We start from the raw sequence: 19,132 nt of genomic DNA, 5'->3' as shown, positions 1-19,132 counted from the left end.
ATCGAGAGCCGACCGATGCAGCGGGGTCGTCCGCCGATCGCGCGTCCTGCCGGCGCGTGAGGACCCAGGTCCCCCTCCGCACGACCGCACTCCCGACCCGTAGAGGGGCCGTACCGTGGTGATCCCCACCAGCGAGACCCGCCGTGAGAGCCGACGCAACCGCCGGGGGCGCCACAAGGGCGGCGGTGACCGCGAGAACTTCCAGCGCGGCTTCGACGCCCTCGGCCGTCTCGCGATCGACGGGGTCGTCGTCTCGGCGCGCGCCGTCGACCTGGCGACCGGCCGCACCCTGTTCGCGGTCGACGACTCCGTCTCGATGCCCACCGCCTCCCTCGGCACCGTCGTGCTGCTGATCGAGGTCGCCGCCCGGCTGGCGAACGAGCCGCAGGAGAACCTGCGCCTGGTCGACCGGACCGCGGCGGACGCGGTCTCGGGCTCCGGGCTCTGGCAGCACCTCCAGGTGCCGTCGATGCCGATCGCCGACCTCGCCGCCCTCGTCGGTGCCTCCAGCGACAACCTCGCGACCAACGTCCTGCTGCGCCGCGTCGGCCTCGATGCCGTGCGCGAGCGGGCGGAGGCGCTCGGCCTCTCCCGCACCGCCCTGCTCGACGTCGTGCGCGACGAGCGCGGCCCGGACGACGCGCCGCAGCTCTCGATCGGCTCCGCCCGCGAGCTGACCTGGCTGCTCGCCACCCTCGCGAACGGCGAGATCGTCGACGCCGCCGTGAGCTCGCGGGTGATCGGCTGGCTCTCGCTCGGCACCGACCTCTCGATGGTCGCCGCCTCGTTCGGGCTCGACCCGCTCGCGCACCGCCACCCCGACCACGGGGTCCTGCTCGTCAACGCGACCGGCACCGACGTCGGCGTCCGCGCCGAGGCGGGCGTCCTCCGCGGCCCGCGCGCCGGAGTCGCCTACGCGGTCGCCACGCAGTTCGACGACACGACCCTGCACTACCGCCTCGCGGTGCTGGAGGGCATGCGCACCCTCGGAGCCGACCTGCTCGAGTACGTGCACTGACGGCTGCCGGGGCGGAGGCTCCTCCGGAGCAGGCCGACCCCGCGGAACCCCTCGGGTGCCCCGTCAAGTCCGTGACCGCCTCCGGGGGCGCGACCTAGGCTGCCCGCAGCGGCGCCGCCTCCCGGGCGCACCGCGGAGAGGGAACCATGAGCAGCTTCGGCTTCGACGCCCCCGAGGACGTCACCGACACCACCCGCCCCGACGGCGACTCCCTGCCGGTCCCGCCGGAGGACCCGGCCGAGATCGACGACCCCGAGTCGATCGACGAGGCGCTCGACCAGGGCGCCGACGCCCGCCTCGGCGACGACCAGGACCCGCCGGAGCACCCCTTCATCCCGTCGCCCAGCTGATCGGCCGGCCGGGCGCCCCAGCGGCGCCCGGCCTCCTCCGACCTGGCTGCTCCTCCGAGCCGGCTACTCCTCCGAGCCGACTACTCCTTCGACCCCGGCTTCAGGCGGTTCGCGAGGCGCTTGATCGGGTGGGCGGGCTCGCGCTCCGCCGGATCCTCGACCTCGAGGCCGTAGAACGTGCCGATGTCGCCGACGAACGCCTTGCGGCGGGCCTTGTCGTAGGCGCGGATCTCGCGGCGGAAGGCGATCACCGTCGCGACGCACATCAGGATCATCACGACGCTGAACGGCAGGGCCGAGAGGATCGCCGCGGTCTGCAGGGCGTCGAGGCCGCCGGCGACCAGGAGCGACAGGGCGAGCAGCGCGGTCGCGACGGCGAAGAACACGCGGATGCGGTTGCGCGGCTCCGGCTCGCCGCCGGTCGCGATCATCGACATCACCAGGGCGCCGGAGTCGGCGGAGGTCACGAAGAAGACGCCGATCAGGAGGATCGCGCCGATCGTCAGCACCGAGCCCGCGGGCAGGCCCTGCAGCATTGAGAAGAGCGCCAGGTTCGTGTCGACCGAGCCGTCGGCGCCGACGAGGCCGCCGTCGCCGTAGAGCTCCCGGTAGATGGCCGTGCCGCCGAGGACGCTGAACCAGAGGAAGGTCATGATCGTCGGCACGAGCAGCACGCCGCCGACGAACTCGCGGACCGTCCGGCCCTTCGAGACGCGGGCGATGAAGATGCCGACGAACGGCGCCCACGACATCCACCAGCCCCAGTAGAACGTGGTCCACGAGGCCTGCCACTGCTCGCCCTCGCGGCCGGCGTAGGCGCTGACCGTGAAGGTCAGGCCGATGAAGTTCTGCAGGTAGTTGCCGAGCGACTGCACGAACTCGCGGAGGAGGAACTGGGTCGGGCCGGCGACGAGCACGAAGACGAGGAGCGCGGCGGCGAGCAGCAGGTTGCCGGTCGAGAGCCACTTCATGCCCTTGCCCACGCCCGAGATCAGCGAGAAGACGGTCAGGCCCGTGACCACGGCGATGACCACGATCTGCACGGTGAGCGACGACTCCACGATGCCGCTCGCTTCCAGGCCCGCCGAGATCTGGGTGACGCCCAGGCCGAGCGAGGTCGCGACTCCGAACATGGTGCCGACCAGGGCGACCACGTCGATCGCGTTGCCCCAGCCGCCGCGGACCCGGCGGCCCAGCAGCGGCTCCAGCGCCCAGCGGATCGACACCGGCCGCTTGCGGCGGTGGATCGCGTACGCGAGGGCGAGGCCGACCACCACGTAGATGGACCAGGCGTGGACGCCCCAGTGCAGGTAGGTCTGCGAGATGGCGCTCTGCGCGAGCTCCGTCTCGGTGCCGGTGACGCCCGGGCGCGGAGTGGCGAAGTGGGTGAGCGGCTCCGCGACGCCGTAGAAGACGAGGCCGATGCCCATGCCGGCGGCGAAGAGGAGCGAGATCCAGGCGAGCATCGAGAACTCGGGCTCGTCGTCGTCGGCGCCGAGCTTGATGTCGCCGAAGCGGCTGACCCCCATCCAGATCGCGAAGGCCACGAAGACCGCGGCGATCAGCACGTAGTACCAGCTGAACGTGTTGACGACGGTGGTCTGCAGCGTCGAGAACACGGAGGTCGCGGCGTCGGGCGCGAGGATCGCGAAGGCCGCGATCGACAGCGTGAGGACGGCGGCGGGCCAGAAGACCCACCGCGCGAGGCGGTGCGGAGGGGCGGTCGTGCCCGCGGTGGCGGGGGCGGTGTCCGGGGAGGACGGGTGCTCGGACATGGGGTCCTCTCGTCGGCGGAAACCGTCCACGGTACACGGGGGCCCGTCGGCGGCCCCGGCCGGGGGAGCCGGGCTGGCATGATCCGGCCCCGGTGCGGGAGGCTGGACCCGTGCAGTTCAGAGTCTTCACCGAACCCCAGCAGGGCGCGAGCTACGAGGACCTCCTCGCCGTCGCGCAGGCCGCCGAGAGCCTCGGCTACGACGGCTTCTTCCGCTCCGACCACTACCTCCGGATGGGGGACGGCGATCCCGGCGTGGGCCCGTCCGACGCGTGGACGACGCTAGCCGGCCTCGCCCGCGAGACCGAGCGGATCGCGCTCGGCACCCTCGTCTCCTCCGTCACCTACCGGCCGCCGGGGATCCTCGCGATCCAGGTCGCCCAGGTCGACGCGATGTCCGGGGGCCGTGCCGAGCTCGGCCTCGGCACCGGCTGGTTCGAGGAGGAGCACGCCGCGTACGGCATCCCCTTCCCTCCGCGCCGCTTCGACCTCCTCGAGGAGCAGCTCGAGATCGTGACCGGCCTGTGGTCGACGCCGGTCGGCGAGCGCTACTCCTTCGCCGGCGAGCACTACACGCTGACCGACTCCCCGGCCCTGCCCAAGCCCGCCCGCCTGCCGCTGCCGGTGATCGTCGGCGGCGGCGGCCCCAAGCGGACCCCGGCGCTCGCGGCGCGGTTCGCGAGCGAGTTCAATCTGCCCTTCCCCGAGTTCGACGCGATCCCGGGGGCCTTCGAGCGCGTCGACGAGGCGTGCCGGGCGATCGGGCGCGAGCCCTCGTCGCTCGTGCACTCGGTCGCGCTGATCGCGGTCGGCGGAGGCGACGAGGCGGAGTTCACGCGTCGTGCGGCGGCGATCGGCCGCGAGCCCGCCGAGCTGCGCGAGCACGGAGTGGCCGGCGGCGTCGACGAGGCGGTCGACCGCCTCGAGTCCCTCCGCGAGGCCGGCTGCGAGCGCGTCTACCTGCAGTTCATGGACCTGCAGGACCTCGACCACCTCGACTTCTTCGCCCGGGAGGTCCTGCCGCGCCTGTCGGCCTAGGGCGGGCGGCGCTGGCGCCGACTCCACGTCGACCGTCCAGGAGTCGTCGCACTCGCGCTCGACTGCGACGACTCCTGGCTTCTCGCGATCTCGTCCTCGCGGCTCCGCGCCGAGTGCGACGACTCCTGGTCACTCGCGGGCTGCGGGCAGCACGCTCCGGCCTGCGCGCCCGGGCGTCCGCCCGCGCCGCGGCCTACGCTGGAGGGATGGCGGACACGATCGAGCGCGCGGACGAGCGCCTGGCGACCCGCTCGGCGGCCGAGGTCCCGTGGATCGTGCTGGTCTGGGACGATCCGGTCAACCTGATGTCGTACGTCTCGTACGTCTTCCGCAGCTACTTCGGCTTCGGCCGAGCCGAGGCGGAGCGGCTGATGCTGCAGGTGCACACCGAGGGGCGCGCGGTCGTCGCGACCGGCAACCGCGAGGAGATGGAGCGGCACGTGGAGGCGATGCACGGCTACGGCCTGTGGGCGACGCTGCAGAAGGCCGACGCGTGAGCGCCCCGCTGCGCCCCGCGGCCGCGGAGACCGGAGAGCACCCCGCTCGCGGCATCCGAGGACTCGGCTGATGCGCGCGTTCCGCCGCGACGCCTCCGGAGCGGCCGTCGCCCGTTTCGACCGCGAGGAGGCCGGGATCCTCCGCCATCTGGCCGGCGAGATGCTCGAGCTGCTCGATCGCGGGGCGTCCTCGGAGGAGGCCCGATCCGATCCGGCGCTCGCCCGCCTCCTGCCCGACGCCTACCGCGACGACGCCGAGGCGGCCGACGAGTTCCGCCGCTTCACCGCTCCGGACCTCGCCGCCCGCAAGATGGACGACGCCCGCGCCGTCACGGCGGCCCTCGACGCCGGCGACGGCACGAGTCACGGCCGGATCTTCGAGGGGCTGGGCGAGGTCGCGGTTCGTCTCGAGGAGCCGCAGGCGATCGCCTGGCTCCGCGCACTGACCGACATGCGGCTCGCTCTGGCCGTGCGGCTGGGGATCGACGACACCGACGACGTCGTCCCGGAGGAGGGGAGTGCGGCCGCGATCCGCAGCGTCTACGACTGGCTGGGCGGCGTGCAGGACGGGCTCGTCCGCGCCGTCGACGTGTGATCCGCTCGTCCCTCCAGCGATTCCACAGCTGTGGACAACCCTGTGGAAAGGTGTGGAGAACCGGCTCCGGAAGCAGCTCCGAACGGCGGAGCGCCGGGCGCGGGGGTGTGGAAACGCGTAGCGTCCACCCTGTGAACACTCCGAGCACCGCCGACGCCCAGCGCACCGCCGACGACATCCAGGACTCCCGGGCGGTGCGGACCCTCGCCCGCGGCGGCTTCGCGGCGAACGGCCTCGTCCACCTCCTGATCGGAGTGATCGCGCTCGGCGTGGCCCGCGGCGGCGGAGGCGAGGCCGACCAGAGCGGTGCTCTCGGCGCCCTCGCGGCGCAGCCCGGCGGTCTGGTGGTCCTCTGGATCTGCACGGTCGGCCTCTTCGGCCTGGCGCTGTGGGGGCTGCTCGAGGCGTTCCTCGTCCGCCCGCGCGAGAGCGCCCTGAAGACCTGGGGCAGCCGGCTCAAGGAGGCGGGCAAGGCCGTCGTCTACGGCGCCCTCGGCGTGACGGCGCTGAAGTTCGCGACGGGCGGCGGGTCGAGCTCGTCCGAGTCGTCCGAGAGCGCGAGCGCGCAGGTGCTCTCGGCGCCGGGCGGAGTCGTGCTGCTCGTGATCGCGGGACTGGCCGTCCTCGCGGTCGGCGGCGTCTTCGTGTACCGCGGAGCGAGCAGGAAGTTCCTCGAGAACGTCGCGGAGCCGGGCGGCACGGCGGGCACCGTCGTCACCGTGCTCGGCATCGCCGGCTACGTCGCCAAGGGCGTGGTCCTCGGCGCTCTCGGCGTGCTGCTGATCGTCGCCGCCGTCACCCACGATCCGGAGCAGGCGGGCGGGCTCGACGAGGCGCTGAAGTCGCTCGTGGAGCTGCCGGCGGGCGTGCTCCTCCTCGGCTTCGTCGCGGTCGGGCTCATCGCCTACGGGCTCTTCTGCTTCGCCCGCGCGCGCTGGCCGCGCCTCTGATGTCGGATAGCGGATCAGCTCTATACCTGTCACCCCCCTTCCGCGCAACTGGTCCCGCCGTCCCGGAGTCGGTGACACGCTGAGGCCTGTGAGTGCTGGAGGCGAGGACGCGACCGGTGGACGGGTGCGTCCGCCGCTGACGCAGGACGCCGCACGTCTGCTGACCCGCTCCGCCACGGGGGACGCCTCCGCTCTGGGAGAGCTCGTCGACCGCTTCGGCGGCCTCGTCTCGGCGTGCGTCGGCACGGTCCAGGCCGACCCGGCCGGCCGCGACCGGCTCTGCACCGACGTCTTCACCGCCGTCTGGCGCCGCGCCCGCGAGGGTGCCCGCTCGCCGGAGCCCGTGCTCTGGGTGCTCGAGGTCCTCTGCGAGACCCTCGGGTCCGCGCACGAGCTCGCCCGGCGTCCGCTCGGCAGCGGCCTGCTCGCCCTCGACTGCCCGGACCGCGAGCTCCTGCTGCTGGCTGCGGCCGGCGGCTTCTCGCAGGCCGAGATCTCGGCGCTGACCGGGATCGACGAGTTCCGGCTGCGCTCGATCCTCCGGAACGCGCTCGAGGCGCTCCAGGGTCGCGACAGCGATCTTCTGACGGCCTGACCGCCGGAGCCGTCGCGGGAGTAAAGTTGAGTCCGTCGAACTCAACTTTCGAGCCACGGAGGAGACCACCATCATGCAGGCCGGTCGGATGCCCCAGCAGGACGAGAAGTCCGCACTCGAGCAGTACGGCGTCAACCTGACCGCCATCGCGGCGAGCGGCAAGCTCGACCCGGTGATCGGGAGGGATGCCGAGATCCGGCGCGTCAGCCAGGTGCTCACGCGCCGCACCAAGAACAACCCCGTCCTCATCGGCGAGCCCGGCGTCGGCAAGACCGCCGTCGTCGAGGGGCTCGCGCAGCGGATCGTCGCGGGCGACGTCGCCGAGAGCCTCAAGGGCAAGCAGCTCGTCAGCCTCGACCTCTCGGCCCTGATCGCCGGAGCGAAGTACCGCGGCGAGTTCGAGGAGCGGCTGAAGGCCGTGCTCCAGGAGATCGAGGAGTCCGACGGCCGGATCATCACCTTCATCGACGAGCTGCACACGCTGATGGGCGCGGGCGGCGGCGAGGGGTCGGTGGCGGCCGCGAACATGCTCAAGCCCATGCTGGCGCGCGGCGAGCTGCGGATGATCGGCGCGACGACGCTCGACGAGTACCGCCAGTACATCGAGAAGGACGCCGCTCTCGAGCGCCGCTTCCAGCAGGTCTTCGTCGGCGAGCCGACCGTCGAGGACACCGTGGCGATCCTCCGCGGGCTGAAGGAGCGCTACGAGGCGCACCACAAGGTGGCGATCGCCGATTCCGCCCTGGTCGCCGCCGCGTCGCTCTCGAACCGCTACATCACCTCCCGCCAGCTGCCGGACAAGGCGATCGACCTGATCGACGAGGCCGCGTCGCGGCTGCGCATGGAGATCGACTCCGCTCCCGTCGAGATCGACGAGCTGCGCCGCTCCGTCGACCGGCTGAGGCTCGAGGAGCTGGCGCTGAAGAAGGAGAAGGACGAGGCCTCGAAGGCGCGGCTGGAGAAGCTGCGCGAGGACCTGGCCCGCCGCGGCGCCCAGCTCGAGGAGCTGCAGGAGCGCTGGGAGCGCGAGCGCGCCTCCCTCAACCGCGTCGGCGAGCTCAAGAACCGGCTCGACGCCCTGCGGATCGCCGCCGAGCGGGCGCAGCGCGAGGGCAAGCTCGAGCGCGCGTCGAAGCTGCTCTACGGCGACATCCCGGTGATCGAGCGCGAGCTCGCGGCCGCCGAGGCGGAGGAGGAGCCGGCCGAGGGCCGCATGGTCAACGAGCAGGTGACGGCCGACGACATCGCCGCGGTGATCGCCGCCTGGACGGGGATCCCCGTCGGGCGCCTCCTGCAGGGCGAGACCGAGAAGCTGCTGCACCTCGAGACCGAGCTGCACCGCCGACTGATCGGCCAGGACGAGGCGGTGTCGGCCGTCGCGGACGCGGTGCGCCGCACCCGCGCGGGCATCTCCGACCCCGACCGGCCGACCGGCTCCTTCCTCTTCCTCGGGCCGACCGGCGTCGGCAAGACCGAGCTGGCGAAGGCGCTCGCCGACCACCTCTTCGACGACGAGAAGGCGATGGTCCGCATCGACATGTCGGAGTACGGCGAGAAGTTCGCCGTCTCGCGGCTGGTCGGCGCCCCTCCCGGCTACATCGGCTACGAGCAGGGCGGCCAGCTCACGGAGGCGGTCCGCCGCCGCCCGTACTCGGTGGTGCTCCTCGACGAGATCGAGAAGGCGCACCCCGAGGTGTTCGACGTCCTGCTCCAGGTGCTCGACGACGGCCGGCTCACCGACGGCCAGGGGCGGACGGTCGACTTCCGCAACACGATCCTCATCCTCACCTCCAACCTGGGGTCGCAGTTCCTCGTGGACCCGGCGCTGTCGCGGCCGCAGAAGGAGGAGGCGGTCCAGCAGATGGTGCGCCAGGCCTTCAAGCCCGAGTTCGTGAACCGGCTCGACGACATCGTGATCTTCGACGCGCTCGACCGCACCGAGCTCGGCGAGATCGTGTCGCTGTACGTCGACCGGCTGTCGAGGAGGCTCTCGGAGCGACGGCTCGACCTGGCGGTGACGCCCGCGGCCCGCGGGTGGCTGGCCGAGCGCGGCTACGACCCGCAGTACGGCGCGCGGCCGCTGCGCCGGCTGATGCAGCGGGCGATCGACGACCAGCTGGCGACGGCGCTGCTCGGCGGCACGGTGCGCGACGGGGACGTGGTGCTGGTGGACGTGGCGCCGGACGGCGAGAGCCTGTCGGTGACGGCCGGGATGCCCGCGTCGGACTGACCGGGGTGCTCGACCCCTGTCGCGAGTCCGACGTCTGCGTTCTCGCAGGGGGACGGGAAGGAGCGCGCCGGCGGTGACGGGAGGTCCCTCCACAGGGCGCTCGCGGGCGGTACTCGTCCACAGTGGCGGGATCCGCGGGCGGCGCGTCCGGCGGGCTCCGTATCGTCGGCGGCATGTCCTTCGAAACGCCCGGCCCCCGCATGGCCGACCTCCCTCCCGAGGAGCGGCCGAGGGAGCGCCTCCGCGCCTACGGACCGGAGGCGCTCACTGACGCCGAGACCCTCGCCGTGCTCATCGGGGCCGGCGTCCGCGGCGCCAACGCGACCGTCGTCGCGCAGCGCCTCCTCGCGCGCTTCGGCGGCATCGACGCCGTCGCCCGGGCCGGGGTGGGCGATCTGATGCGGCACCGCGGAGTCGGCGAGGTCGCCGCCTGCCGCCTGGTCGCCTCCTTCGAGCTGCGGCGGAGGATGAACCGCGCCTCGCGCGCCGCCCGGGTGACCGACGCCGCCGGCCTGGCCGGGCTCGTCGCTCCGCTGCTGGCCGCCCGGCCGGTCGAGACCGTGCTGGCGGTGGCGCTCGCCGAGTCCGGAGCCGTCCGCGACGTCCTGACGCTGGCCGACGGAGCCCCGGCGCACGCCGAGATCCCCGTCGCCGCCGTGCTCGCCGAGGTGCTGGCGCGCGGCGCGGCGGGCATCGGCCTGGCGCACAGCCACGCGGGCGAGGCCGTGGTGCTCCCCTCCGACCGTGCGGCGACGCGGGCGATCGCCGAGGGGGCAGAGGCGTGCGGCCTGCGGTTCCTCGCGCACGTCGTGATCGGGCGCGACGGCTGGGCGGAGGCGCGGCCGTGACGCGGCGCAGGGCTGCTGCGGGGCCCCTCCGTTCCGGCAGGACGCCTCCCGCCCGGCGCCGGACCGCCCCCGGCCGCGCCCCGGCTCTCCACCTAGGCCGCGTCGGCGCGCGTTCGTGCAAGCCCCCGCCTCTCCGGCGCCCGCGGCCGGTCGCGGGCGTACCGTGGACGCCGACCCCATCCCCCTCCCGACCAGGAGCACCCATGCGAGCAACACTCATCCACGGCGAGCGCGACATCCGACTCGAGGAGGTCCCCGACCCGCAGCTCTCGACGGGGCGCGACGCGATCGTCCGCGTCACCGCGGCCTGCGTCTGCGGCTCGGACCTGTGGCCCTACCGCGGCGTCACTCCCACCAAGGAGGCGCACCGCATCGGCCACGAGTTCGTCGGCGTCGTCGAGGAGATCGGCGACGACGTGCACGACGTCGCGGTCGGCGACTTCGTGATCGCCCCGTTCTACGTCTGCGACGGCACCTGCGCGAACTGCGCCAACGGCGTCTCCACCTCGTGCCTCACCGGCGGCTGGTGGGGCGCCGAGGTCCGCGAGGAGGGCTTCGCGGACGGCGCCCAGGGCGAGAAGGTGCGCGTGCCCCTCGCCGACGGCACGCTCTTCCGCGTGGGCATCGATCCGGATCCGGCGCTCATCCCGAGCCTGCTCACCCTCGCCGACGTGATGGGGACCGGCCACCACGCCGCGGTCTCGGCCGGCGTCACCGCGGGCTCGACCGTCGCGGTCGTCGGCGACGGCGCGGTCGGCCTCTGCGCCGTCCTGGCGGCCAAGCGCCTCGGCGCGACCACGATCATCGCGATGTCGCGGCACGAGTCGCGGCAGAACCTCGCCCGACGCTTCGGGGCGACCCACATCGTCGAGACCCGCGGCGACGAGGGCGTCGCGCGCGTCCGCGAGCTGACCGGCGGGATCGGCGCCGACTGCGTGCTCGAGTGCGTCGGCACCAAGGAGTCGATGCAGCAGGCCCTCGACTCCGCCCGCCCCGGCGGCATGGTCGGCTACGTCGGCGTCCCCAACGGAGGCCCCGAGCTGCCCGTCCGCCAGATGTTCGGCTCGAACGTGGGCGTCAACGGCGGAGTCGCGCCGGTCCGCGGCTACATGGCCGAGCTGCTGCCCGACGTGCTCAGCGGCGCGATCGAGCCCGGTCTGGTCTTCGACCTCGAGCTGCCCCTCGAGGAGATCGCCGAGGCGTACGCCGCCATGGACGAGCGCCGCGCGATCAAGACCCTCGTGCGTCCGTAGTCCCGCCGAGGGGCGCCGGCACGGTCGCGAGGAGTAGCCTCCCGCGCATGACCGCGTCAGCCCGCACCGCCGCGACGGCGCCCCTCTTCCACCCCGACCTCGCGCTCGGCCGCTTCCTCCCGCCGATCGTCCTCGGCCCGCGACTGCTGCGCCTCGCCACGCGACGCGCCGCCGAGGGAGGCGAGGCTCCGCCCGACATCGTGGTCGACGACGTCGAGATCCCCGTCGCCGGAGCCGCTCCCGTCCGGGCCCGCAGCTATCGGCCGCGCATCCTCCGCGGTACCGCTCCCGCGCTCCTCTGGGTGCACGGCGGCGGCATGGTGCTCGGCAGCCACCTCCAGGACGAGGCGTCCTGCATCGACTTCGCCCGCACCCTGGGTATCACGGTCGTCTCCGTCGACTACCGCCTCGCGCCCGCGCATCCGGCCCCGGCTGCCGTCGAGGACGTGCTGGCCGCGTTCGACTGGCTCGTCGAGCACGCGCAGGAGAGCGGCGTCGACCCGGCGCGCATCGCCGTCGGAGGCGCGAGCGCGGGCGGCGGCATCGCCGCGGGTGCGACCCTCCTCGCCCACGACCGCGGAGGAGCGCAGCCCGCGTTCCAGCTGCTCGTCTACCCGATGCTCGACGACCGCACCGTCACCCGGCCCGGTCCTCCTCCGCGCGGAGTCCGCGTCTGGACCCCGGGCAGCAACCGCTTCGGCTGGACCGCCTACCTCGCCGGCGAGCCCGGCGGCCCCGGCGTCACGGCCTACGCCGCCCCCGCCCGCCGCGACGACCTCACGGGCCTGCCGCCGGCCTGGATCGGCGTCGGCGGCCTCGACCTCTTCCATGACGAGGACGTCCGCTACGCCGAGCGCCTGCGCGCGGCCGGAGTGCCGTGCGGGCTCGAGATCGTGGAGGGCGCCTTCCACGGCTTCGACGCCCTGTTCCGCCGGACCGGTGTGGCGAGGCGCTTCTGGGCGGCGCAGGCCGCGGCGCTCGGCGAGGCCCTCCTCGCCTGACCTCCGCGTCGACGCGCCGGGCCGATTCCGTCTCCGGCGCTCGGCACTGCGAGGCTGAGGGGCGACGGCCGCCGCCGTCCGCGCGTCACCCGTGCCGTGCCTGCCGCGCATCCGTCTCCGCTCCGTCGCCCCGCCGCCCCGCCCCGCCCCGTCTCCCGGAGGACCCATGGACATCGACCGCCTCGCCACCCGCTACGAGATCGCCCTGCCCGCCTGGATCGGTGAGGCCCTCCGCGACGTCCCCGAGGTCCTCCCGAGCCTCGAGGACCGGATGGCCCTCGTGCATGCGCTCGCCGACCGCAACTTCCGCGAGGGGAACGGCGGCCCGTTCGCGGCGATCGTCGTCGAGCGCGACTCCGGTCGTCTCGTCTCGGTCGGAGTGAACGTCGTGCTCGGCAGCGGGGTCTCGTCCGGCCACGCCGAGGTGACGGCGCTCGGTCTCGCGCAGACCGCGCTCGGCACCTGGGACCTCGGCGGCGAGGGCCTCCCCGCGCACGACCTGGTCGTCAACTGGCGCCCGTGCGTGCAGTGCTACGGAGCGACGATGTGGTCGGGGGTGCGCCGGCTGGTCGTCGCGGGCTCCGGCCCCGAGCTCGAGGAGATCAGCACCTTCGACGAGGGGCCGATGCGCGAGGACTGGGCCGCCCAGTTCGAGGCCCGCGGCATCGAGGTCGTCGACGGCGTGCTCCGCGACGAGGCCCTCGACGTGTTCCGCGCCTACCGCGCCTCCGTCGACTCCGGCGAGGTGCTCGTCTACAACGCCCGCGCCGACTCCTGATACCGCGGCGGGACCGGACCGCGCGGCGGTTCCTGACCTCGCGCCCATTCCTGACCTCGCGCCCATTCCTGACCTCGCGCCGGTTCCGCGCCGGACGCACGGGAGCCCCGCCTCAGCGGGGCCCCGTGCGGTCCTGAGCTGCCGGCCGCTGGAAGCGGTCAGCGGCGGCTCAGCGCCACCAGTCGTCGAACATCGACAGCGGCACCTGGCGCTTGTGCTCGGTCGCGGCGTACCGCGCCTCGATGGCCTCGGCGACGGCCTGGTCGACCTCGCCACCCTCGAGGTACGTGTCGAGGTCGGCGTAGGTGAGCCCGAGGTTCGTCTCGTCGGTCTGGCCGGGGTTGTCGTCGAGCAGGTCCGCCGTCGGCGCCTTCTCGTAGAGCCGGGCCGGTGCGTCCAGGTGCTCGAGGAGCGAGCGGCCCTGCCGCTTGGTGAGACCGGTGAGCGGGAGGACGTCGGCGCCGCCGTCGCCGTACTTCGTGAAGAAGCCGGTGACCGCCTCGGCCGCGTGGTCGGTCCCGACGACGAGCATCCCGGCCTGGCCGGCGATCGCGTACTGCGCGATCATCCGCATCCGCGCCTTCACGTTGCCCTTCACGAAGTCGCTGATCGGCTCGTCGACCGCGTCACCGAACGCCGCGGCCACGCCGTCGACGCCCTGGTGGATGTCGAAGACGACCTGGCGGTCCGGGCGGATGAACGTGAGGGCGCGCTGGGCGTCCTCCTCGTCGGCCTGCACCTTGTACGGCAGGCGGACCGCGATGAAGGAGGCGTCGCCGCCGCTCGCGCGGACCTGCTCGACCGCGAGCTGGCAGAGGCGCCCGGCGAGGCTCGAGTCCTGGCCGCCGCTGATGCCGAGGACGAGGCCCTTCGCGCCGGTGCTGCGGAGGTAGTCGGCGAGGAATCCGCTGCGCCGTTCGACCTCGACGGCCGGATCGACGGCGGGGGAGACGTGGAGCTCGGAGATGATCTGCTGTTGGACGTCGCGCACGGCTTCACGCTACTCCGGATGCTCCCCGGCGGCCCCTCCTCGCCGCGGACGCGCAGGCTCCCGACGCCTCCCCGAAACAGGCGCCGCCCGCCGCGTCCGCTCGGCGCGGCGCCTACCCGCGCTCGGCGACGATGCGGGCGATGCGCGCCGGGACGGTGTCGTCCTGGAGGCTCGTCACGTCTCCGAGCGGGCGGCCGTCGCGGATGTCGCCGAGCAGCCGCCGCATGATCTTGCCGGAGCGGGTCTTGGGCAGATCCGGCACCACCACCACGTCGCGCGGCTTGGCGATCGGACCGATCGCGACCGCCACGTGGTCGCGCAGGAGCGCCGAGAGCGTCGTGCCGAGAGCGGCCCAGTAGGCCGGGTCCTCCTCGGCGCGGTCGACGGCCTCGTCGGAGGGGATGACGAACGCCGCGATGGCCTGGCCGGTCGTCGCGTCGGCGACTCCGACGACTCCGGCCTCGCCGACGGCCGGATGGGCGACGAGTGCCGACTCGATCTCGATCGTGGACAGGCGGTGCCCGGAGACGTTGATGACGTCGTCGACGCGGCCGAGCACCCAGACGTCGCCGTCGGCGTCGTACTTCGCGCCGTCCCCGGAGAAGAACCACCCCTGGGACGCGTAGCGGGCCCAGTAGGAGTCGCGGTACCGCTCCGGGTCGCCCCACACGGTGCGGGCGAGCGCCGGCCCGGTCCGGTCGACCACGAGGTAGCCGCCGGAGCCGTTCGGCACCCGCTCGCCGTGCTCGTCCACCACGAGGACGCCGAGCCCGGGCAGGGCTCCGAGCGACGAGCCCGGCTTGAGGGTCGAGACGCCCGGCAGCGGGCACATCACCGCGGCGCCGGTCTCGGACTGCCACCAGGTGTCGACGATCGGGCAGCGCCCGCCGCCGATCGCCTCGTGGAACCAGACCCAGGCCTCGGGGTTGATGGACTCGCCGACGGTGCCGAGCAGGCGCAGGCTCGACAGGTCGTACCGGTCGGGCACGCCCTCGGGGAACCAGGTCATCAGCGTCCGGATCAGCGTCGGCGCCGTGTAGTAGACGGTCACCCCGTACCGCTCGATGATCTCGAAGTGCCGGGCCGTGTGCGGGGTGCTCGGGGTGCCCTCGTAGATCACCTGGGTGAGCCCGTTCGAGAGCGGTCCGTAGATCTCGTAGGTGTGCGCGGTGACCCAGGCGAGGTCGGCGGTGCACCAGTGCACTTCGTCCGGCTTCGCGTCGAACACGGCCCAGTGCGTCCACGAGGCCTGCGTGAGGTAGCCGCCGCTGGTGTGCACCAGCCCCTTGGGCTTCCCGGTCGTGCCGGAGGTGTAGATGATGAACAGCGGCGTCTCGGAGTCGAAGGCCTCGGCCTCGTGGACGTCGCTCTGCGCATCGACCAGCTCGTGCCACCAGACGTCGCGGCCCGGGGTCCACGGGACGTCGGTCTCACCGGTGCGGCGGACGACGAGGACGTGCTCGATCGACGCGACGCCCGCGACCGCCCGGTCGGCGCTCGCCTTGACCGGCACCGCCGCTCCGCGCCGGAACTGCCCGTCCGTGGTGACCAGGAGCTTCGCGCCGGTGTCCTCCACGCGGAACCGCACCGCCTCGGCGGAGAAGCCGCCGAAGACGAGCGAGTGGATCGCTCCGATCCGCGCGATCGCGAGCGTGATGACGATGGTCTCGGGGATCACCGGGAGATAGACGACGACGCGGTCGCCCTTCCCGATCCCGAGCGCGGTCAGCGCGTTCGCGGCGCGGGAGACCTCCCGCTGGAGCTCGGCGTAGGTGATCGACCGCCGGTCGCCGCGCTCGCCCTCGAAGTGGAGGGCGGTCTTCCCGCCGCGTCCCGCGTCCACGTGGCGGTCGACGCAGTTGACGGCCACGTTCAGCCGTCCACCCTCGAACCAGGTCGTGCGCGGCACCGAGAGCGAGCCGTCGGGCAGCGGAGCGGCAGGCTCCCAGCTGTGGGCGGTGTGCCACGGCTCCGCCCACTCGAGGCGGCGGGCCGCCTCCTCCCAGAACGCGACCGGATCGGCGGCGGCTCGCGAGTACTCCTCCGCGCCCGCGTTCGCCTGCGCGGCGAAGGCCGCGGGCGGGGGGAACCGGCGGTGCTCGTCGAGCAGGTTGGCGATCGTCCCGCTCACGCTCGGAGCTCCCTCCCCGGCGCTCACGCCCACTTCCTCACGGCGTAGCGCTGGAATACGCCGACGACGGCATCGGTGAGCTTGCCCAGCACGGCCAGCAGGACGATCGCCAGGAACACCCGGTCGATCCGGCCGTTGTTCTGGCTGTCGATGAGGCGGAAGCCGAGGCCCATCGAGGAGGCGATGAGCTCGGAGGCGACCAGGAACAGCCACGACTGGGCGAGCGCGAGGCGCAGCCCGGAGATCACGGACGGGATCACCGCGGGCAGCTGCACCGTCGTGAAGAGCCGGACGCCCGAGAGGCCGAAAGCGCGGCCCGCCTCGACGAGGTGCCGGTCGACATGGCCGAGCGCCGTGGCCACCGTGGTGAAGACGGGGAAGAACGCGCCGATCGTGATCAGGGTGATCTTCGATTCCTCGCCGATGCCCATCCAGAGCAGCAGCAGCGGGACCCAGGCCAGCGACGGGACCGCCCGGATCGCGCCGAGGGTCGGGCCGAGGACGACCTCCCAGACGCGGGAGAGCCCGAAGAGCGCGCCGACCACGAGCCCGAGCGCCGAGCCGAGCGCGAACCCGATGAGCACGCGCTGCGTCGAGATGGCGACGTCCTGGCCGAGGTCGCCGCGCTGGGCGAGGTCGACGCCGGCCGCCCAGACCATCGCGGGCGAGGGGAAGACCGCCACCGAGACCATCCCGGTCGTCGTCGCGATCTGCCAGGCGGCGAGCAGCAGCACGGGCAGGACCGCGCCTCCCGCGACCACGAACCACCTTCGCGTGGTGAGCGGGTGGGTGCGGTCCTCGCGGAGGCGGCGCTGGGAGGCCGCGACCGATGGGCCCGCCGTCGCGAGTCCGGGCGCACCCGGCATCGGCGCGGACAGCGCGCTCCGGCGCAGCACATCGGCGTCGGTCGCGGTGTCGTCGTCGCGGATCGTCATCGTCGGTCTCCTCGGATCACGGGGTCGGGGGCGGAGGGCCGGACCCTCAGGCGCCGATGGCGCTCGGGTCGGCCGCCGAGGCGTACGTGTCGTCGAGCAGCGAGTCGAGCGCGTCGTCGACCTGCTGCTGTGAGGCGACGTCGCCGTTCTCGACGAAGATCGGGCCGATCACGGCGAGCACGTCGGTCTGCGCGGAGCCGGGGACGTTGTCGACGTCGAGGTTGCTGCGCTCGGTGATGACCGTCGTCGCCACCGCCACGTCGAGGCCGGCGACGGAGGCGAGGATGCTCGCCGTCTCGTCCTGGTTCTCGAGCGCCCAGGCGCGGGCGTGCTCGTAGGCGTTCACGACGGTCTGCGCGAGGTCCGGCTTCTCGGCGAGGAAGCTCTCGGTCGCGTTGAGCAGACCGTAGGAGTTGAAGTCGACGTTGCGGTAGAGCAGGGTCGCCCCGGCCGCCTCGGCGCCGGCCATGATCGGGTCCAGGCCCGCCCAGGCGTCGACGGAGCCGTTCTGCAGCGCCGCCCAGCCGTCGGCGTGCTGCAGGTTCTGCACCGTCACGTCGCCGATGCCCAGCCCGGCGGCCTCGAGCGCCTGCACCAGGAAGAAGTAGGGGTCGGTGCCCTTGGTGGCCGCGATCTGCTTGCCCTTGAGCTGCTCGACCGACGTGATCGCCGAGCCGGCGGGGACGACGAGGGCCGACCACTCCGGCTGCGAGAAGATGTCGATCGTCCTGATCGGCGAGCCGTTCGAGCGGGCGAGCAGTGCGGCCGAGCCGGCGGTGGAGCCGACGTCGATCGCTCCGGCGCGCAGGGCCTCGTTGGCCTTGTTGGAGCCGGCCGACTGCACCCAGGCGACGGTGACCTGCTGCTCGGCGAGGGCGGCCTCGAGCCAGCCCTTCTCCTTGATGACCAGGCTCAGCGGGTTGTACGTCGCGAAGTCGAGCGTGAGCGTGCCGCCCTGAGTTCCTCCGGAGGCGGCGTCGGCGGTCGCGGCCGCCGCTCCTCCTCCGCCCTCGCCCTGCACGCAGCCCGCGAGGAGCGGGACGGCGGCGGCGGTGAGCAGACCGGCGAGAGCGGTGCGGCGGGTGAGCGGGGAGCTGGTGAACGACATGGGGGCCTCGGCTTCGGGGATGCGGTGACAGCGAGTGTGGACGCTGCAGGGGAGGGGCGGTGCGGGGAGGTGCTCGTGCGGTGGAGAGCGGGAGGAGGAGGCGGCTGGGGAGGGAGGTCGTGCCGCCCGGACCGTGCCGCCCGGGTGGAGGGACGCGGGTCGATCCGCCCGGGGTCAGTGCCGCTCGATGCCCAGCCCCGCGAGGAGCTCGGCCCGGTGCTCGGCGAGCTCCGCCGAGCCGCGGTCGCGGGGGCGTGCTCCGGGGACGGTGACGATCCGCTGGATGCGCGAGACGCCTCCGGGCTCGTCGCGCCCGAGGAGCACGATGCGGTCGGCCAGCTGGAGGGCCTCGTCGACGTCGTGGGTGACGAGGAGGATCGTCGCCGGAGCCGCCGCGTGCACGTCGAGCAGCAGGTCCTGCATCCGCAGGCGGGTCAGCGCGTCGAGCGCCCCGAAGGGCTCGTCCAGGAGGAGCACGCCGGGGTTCCGGGCGAGGGCGCGGGCGAGGGAGGCGCGCTGGGCCATCCCCCCGGACACCTCGCGGGGCCGCGAGCGGGCGTGTGCGGTGAGGCCGACCAGCGAGAGCAGCTCGTCGACGGCGGCGCGGGCGGCCGGGCGCGGGGTGCCGCGCGGCAGTCCGAGCGCGACGTTGTCGGCGATGCTCCGCCAGGGCAGCAGCCGCGGCTCCTGGAACGCCACCGCGCAGCGCGGGTCGATGCCGGAGACGGGGGCGCCGTCGATGAGGACGGACCCCTCGGAGGCGGTGTCCAGGCCCGCCGCGATGCGCAGCAGCGTCGACTTGCCGCAGCCGCTCGGGCCGAGGATCGCGATGACCTCGCCCGCGGCGGCCTCGAGCGTCACGTCCGTCAGCACGGGGGACCCGGGCGCGAAGGTGCGGCCGACCCCCTCGAAGCGCACGGGGAACGCCGACTGGCCGAGCTCGGCGTCGAAGGCCAGGCTCGTGCGGGCGGCGGGGGTGGCGGGCATGTCTCTCCGGGCAGCGGGACGGACGGGCGGATCGTCCGATCGTACGGAGAGGC

At 73.6% G+C, this 19,132-nt stretch carries 18 protein-coding genes; 12 read left to right on the top strand and 6 right to left on the bottom strand.

The window, feature by feature from the left end:
* Positions 1–115: 115 nt before the first annotated feature.
* On the top strand, positions 116–1,018 hold the full coding sequence (locus C5B92_RS08725) for a serine hydrolase (RefSeq protein ID WP_104222833.1): 903 nt from the start codon (positions 116–118) through the stop codon (positions 1,016–1,018).
* Between the two features lie 146 nt (positions 1,019–1,164).
* The gene (locus C5B92_RS08720) at positions 1,165–1,368 is read left to right on the top strand and encodes a hypothetical protein (RefSeq protein WP_104222832.1); all 204 of its coding nucleotides are present in this window, start codon (positions 1,165–1,167) and stop codon (positions 1,366–1,368) included.
* Positions 1,369–1,448: 80 nt separating this feature from the next.
* Here C5B92_RS08720 and C5B92_RS08715 read toward each other — a convergent pair whose 3' ends face one another.
* Positions 1,449–3,143 carry a BCCT family transporter gene (locus C5B92_RS08715; protein WP_104350288.1) on the bottom strand — a complete coding sequence of 565 codons (1,695 nt, stop codon included), beginning with the start codon at positions 3,141–3,143 and terminating at the stop codon, positions 1,449–1,451.
* Between the two features lie 110 nt (positions 3,144–3,253).
* Between C5B92_RS08715 and C5B92_RS08710 the strand changes: the two genes are divergently transcribed.
* From C5B92_RS08710 to C5B92_RS08665, 10 genes are all read left to right on the top strand, one after another.
* Positions 3,254–4,180: an LLM class F420-dependent oxidoreductase gene (locus tag C5B92_RS08710; RefSeq protein ID WP_104234367.1), complete on the top strand. Its 927-nt coding sequence runs from the start codon at positions 3,254–3,256 to the stop codon at positions 4,178–4,180.
* 206 nt (positions 4,181–4,386) lie between these two features.
* Positions 4,387–4,677: an ATP-dependent Clp protease adapter ClpS gene (gene clpS / locus C5B92_RS08705; protein ID WP_104222829.1), complete on the top strand. Its 291-nt coding sequence runs from the start codon at positions 4,387–4,389 to the stop codon at positions 4,675–4,677.
* A gap of 70 nt (positions 4,678–4,747) precedes the next feature.
* A complete protein-coding gene (locus C5B92_RS08700; protein ID WP_104350287.1) occupies positions 4,748–5,272 on the top strand; it encodes a DUF2017 domain-containing protein in 525 nt (174 codons plus the stop codon).
* Positions 5,273–5,403: 131 nt separating this feature from the next.
* Complete coding sequence (locus C5B92_RS08695; protein ID WP_104350286.1) at positions 5,404–6,222, top strand: DUF1206 domain-containing protein; 819 nt, start codon at positions 5,404–5,406, stop codon at positions 6,220–6,222.
* A gap of 88 nt (positions 6,223–6,310) precedes the next feature.
* Entirely contained in the window at positions 6,311–6,817 is a 507-nt protein-coding gene (locus tag C5B92_RS08690; protein WP_146079286.1) for an RNA polymerase sigma factor, read from the top strand.
* Positions 6,818–6,905: 88 nt separating this feature from the next.
* Positions 6,906–9,047, top strand: coding sequence for an ATP-dependent Clp protease ATP-binding subunit (locus C5B92_RS08685; RefSeq protein WP_374952925.1), 2,142 nt, complete (start codon positions 6,906–6,908; stop codon positions 9,045–9,047).
* A 173-nt stretch (positions 9,048–9,220) separates the two neighbouring features.
* The gene (locus tag C5B92_RS08680) at positions 9,221–9,895 is read left to right on the top strand and encodes a RadC family protein (RefSeq protein WP_146079285.1); all 675 of its coding nucleotides are present in this window, start codon (positions 9,221–9,223) and stop codon (positions 9,893–9,895) included.
* A 203-nt stretch (positions 9,896–10,098) separates the two neighbouring features.
* Complete coding sequence (locus C5B92_RS08675) at positions 10,099–11,148, top strand: zinc-dependent alcohol dehydrogenase family protein (protein WP_104222823.1); 1,050 nt, start codon at positions 10,099–10,101, stop codon at positions 11,146–11,148.
* Positions 11,149–11,195: 47 nt separating this feature from the next.
* Positions 11,196–12,149, top strand: coding sequence for an alpha/beta hydrolase (locus C5B92_RS08670; protein WP_104350284.1), 954 nt, complete (start codon positions 11,196–11,198; stop codon positions 12,147–12,149).
* Between the two features lie 166 nt (positions 12,150–12,315).
* Entirely contained in the window at positions 12,316–12,927 is a 612-nt protein-coding gene (locus C5B92_RS08665; RefSeq protein ID WP_181028780.1) for a nucleoside deaminase, read from the top strand.
* 169 nt (positions 12,928–13,096) lie between these two features.
* Here C5B92_RS08665 and nadE read toward each other — a convergent pair whose 3' ends face one another.
* The 5 genes from nadE to C5B92_RS08640 all read right to left on the bottom strand — a co-directional run bounded on the left by nadE (position 13,097) and on the right by C5B92_RS08640 (position 19,079).
* A complete protein-coding gene (gene nadE, locus C5B92_RS08660; RefSeq protein ID WP_104350283.1) occupies positions 13,097–13,918 on the bottom strand; it encodes an ammonia-dependent NAD(+) synthetase in 822 nt (273 codons plus the stop codon).
* A gap of 112 nt (positions 13,919–14,030) precedes the next feature.
* The gene (gene acs, locus C5B92_RS08655) at positions 14,031–16,049 is read right to left on the bottom strand and encodes an acetate--CoA ligase (protein ID WP_104350291.1); all 2,019 of its coding nucleotides are present in this window, start codon (positions 16,047–16,049) and stop codon (positions 14,031–14,033) included.
* 23 nt (positions 16,050–16,072) lie between these two features.
* Positions 16,073–16,984, bottom strand: a complete 912-nt coding sequence (locus tag C5B92_RS08650) for an ABC transporter permease (RefSeq protein WP_258061316.1) — start codon at positions 16,982–16,984, stop codon at positions 16,073–16,075.
* Positions 16,985–17,030: 46 nt separating this feature from the next.
* On the bottom strand, positions 17,031–18,092 hold the full coding sequence (locus C5B92_RS08645) for an aliphatic sulfonate ABC transporter substrate-binding protein (protein ID WP_104250694.1): 1,062 nt from the start codon (positions 18,090–18,092) through the stop codon (positions 17,031–17,033).
* A 174-nt stretch (positions 18,093–18,266) separates the two neighbouring features.
* Positions 18,267–19,079: an ABC transporter ATP-binding protein gene (locus C5B92_RS08640; protein ID WP_104222820.1), complete on the bottom strand. Its 813-nt coding sequence runs from the start codon at positions 19,077–19,079 to the stop codon at positions 18,267–18,269.
* Positions 19,080–19,132: the final 53 nt, after the last annotated feature.

It is taken from the genome of Rathayibacter sp. AY1A4 (assembly GCF_002930955.1).
Taxonomy (GTDB): Bacteria; Actinomycetota; Actinomycetes; order Actinomycetales; family Microbacteriaceae; genus Rathayibacter.
This window is presented reverse-complemented; position numbering and strand designations above follow the sequence as displayed.

What these genes read in the sequence shown, in the direction of transcription:
- C5B92_RS08720 (WP_104222832.1), top strand. Translation starts at nt 1,165, where the DNA reads ATGAGCAGCTTCGGCTTCGACGCCCCCGAGGACGTCACCGACACCACC.
- C5B92_RS08715 (WP_104350288.1), bottom strand. Translation starts at nt 3,143, where the DNA reads ATGTCCGAGCACCCGTCCTCCCCGGACACCGCCCCCGCCACCGCGGGC.
- clpS (WP_104222829.1), top strand. Translation starts at nt 4,387, where the DNA reads ATGGCGGACACGATCGAGCGCGCGGACGAGCGCCTGGCGACCCGCTCG.
- C5B92_RS08700 (WP_104350287.1), top strand. Translation starts at nt 4,748, where the DNA reads ATGCGCGCGTTCCGCCGCGACGCCTCCGGAGCGGCCGTCGCCCGTTTC.
- C5B92_RS08685 (WP_374952925.1), top strand. Translation starts at nt 6,906, where the DNA reads ATGCCCCAGCAGGACGAGAAGTCCGCACTCGAGCAGTACGGCGTCAAC.
- C5B92_RS08680 (WP_146079285.1), top strand. Translation starts at nt 9,221, where the DNA reads ATGTCCTTCGAAACGCCCGGCCCCCGCATGGCCGACCTCCCTCCCGAG.
- C5B92_RS08675 (WP_104222823.1), top strand. Translation starts at nt 10,099, where the DNA reads ATGCGAGCAACACTCATCCACGGCGAGCGCGACATCCGACTCGAGGAG.
- C5B92_RS08670 (WP_104350284.1), top strand. Translation starts at nt 11,196, where the DNA reads ATGACCGCGTCAGCCCGCACCGCCGCGACGGCGCCCCTCTTCCACCCC.
- C5B92_RS08665 (WP_181028780.1), top strand. Translation starts at nt 12,316, where the DNA reads ATGGACATCGACCGCCTCGCCACCCGCTACGAGATCGCCCTGCCCGCC.
- C5B92_RS08650 (WP_258061316.1), bottom strand. Translation starts at nt 16,984, where the DNA reads ATGACGATCCGCGACGACGACACCGCGACCGACGCCGATGTGCTGCGC.
- C5B92_RS08645 (WP_104250694.1), bottom strand. Translation starts at nt 18,092, where the DNA reads ATGTCGTTCACCAGCTCCCCGCTCACCCGCCGCACCGCTCTCGCCGGT.
- C5B92_RS08640 (WP_104222820.1), bottom strand. Translation starts at nt 19,079, where the DNA reads ATGCCCGCCACCCCCGCCGCCCGCACGAGCCTGGCCTTCGACGCCGAG.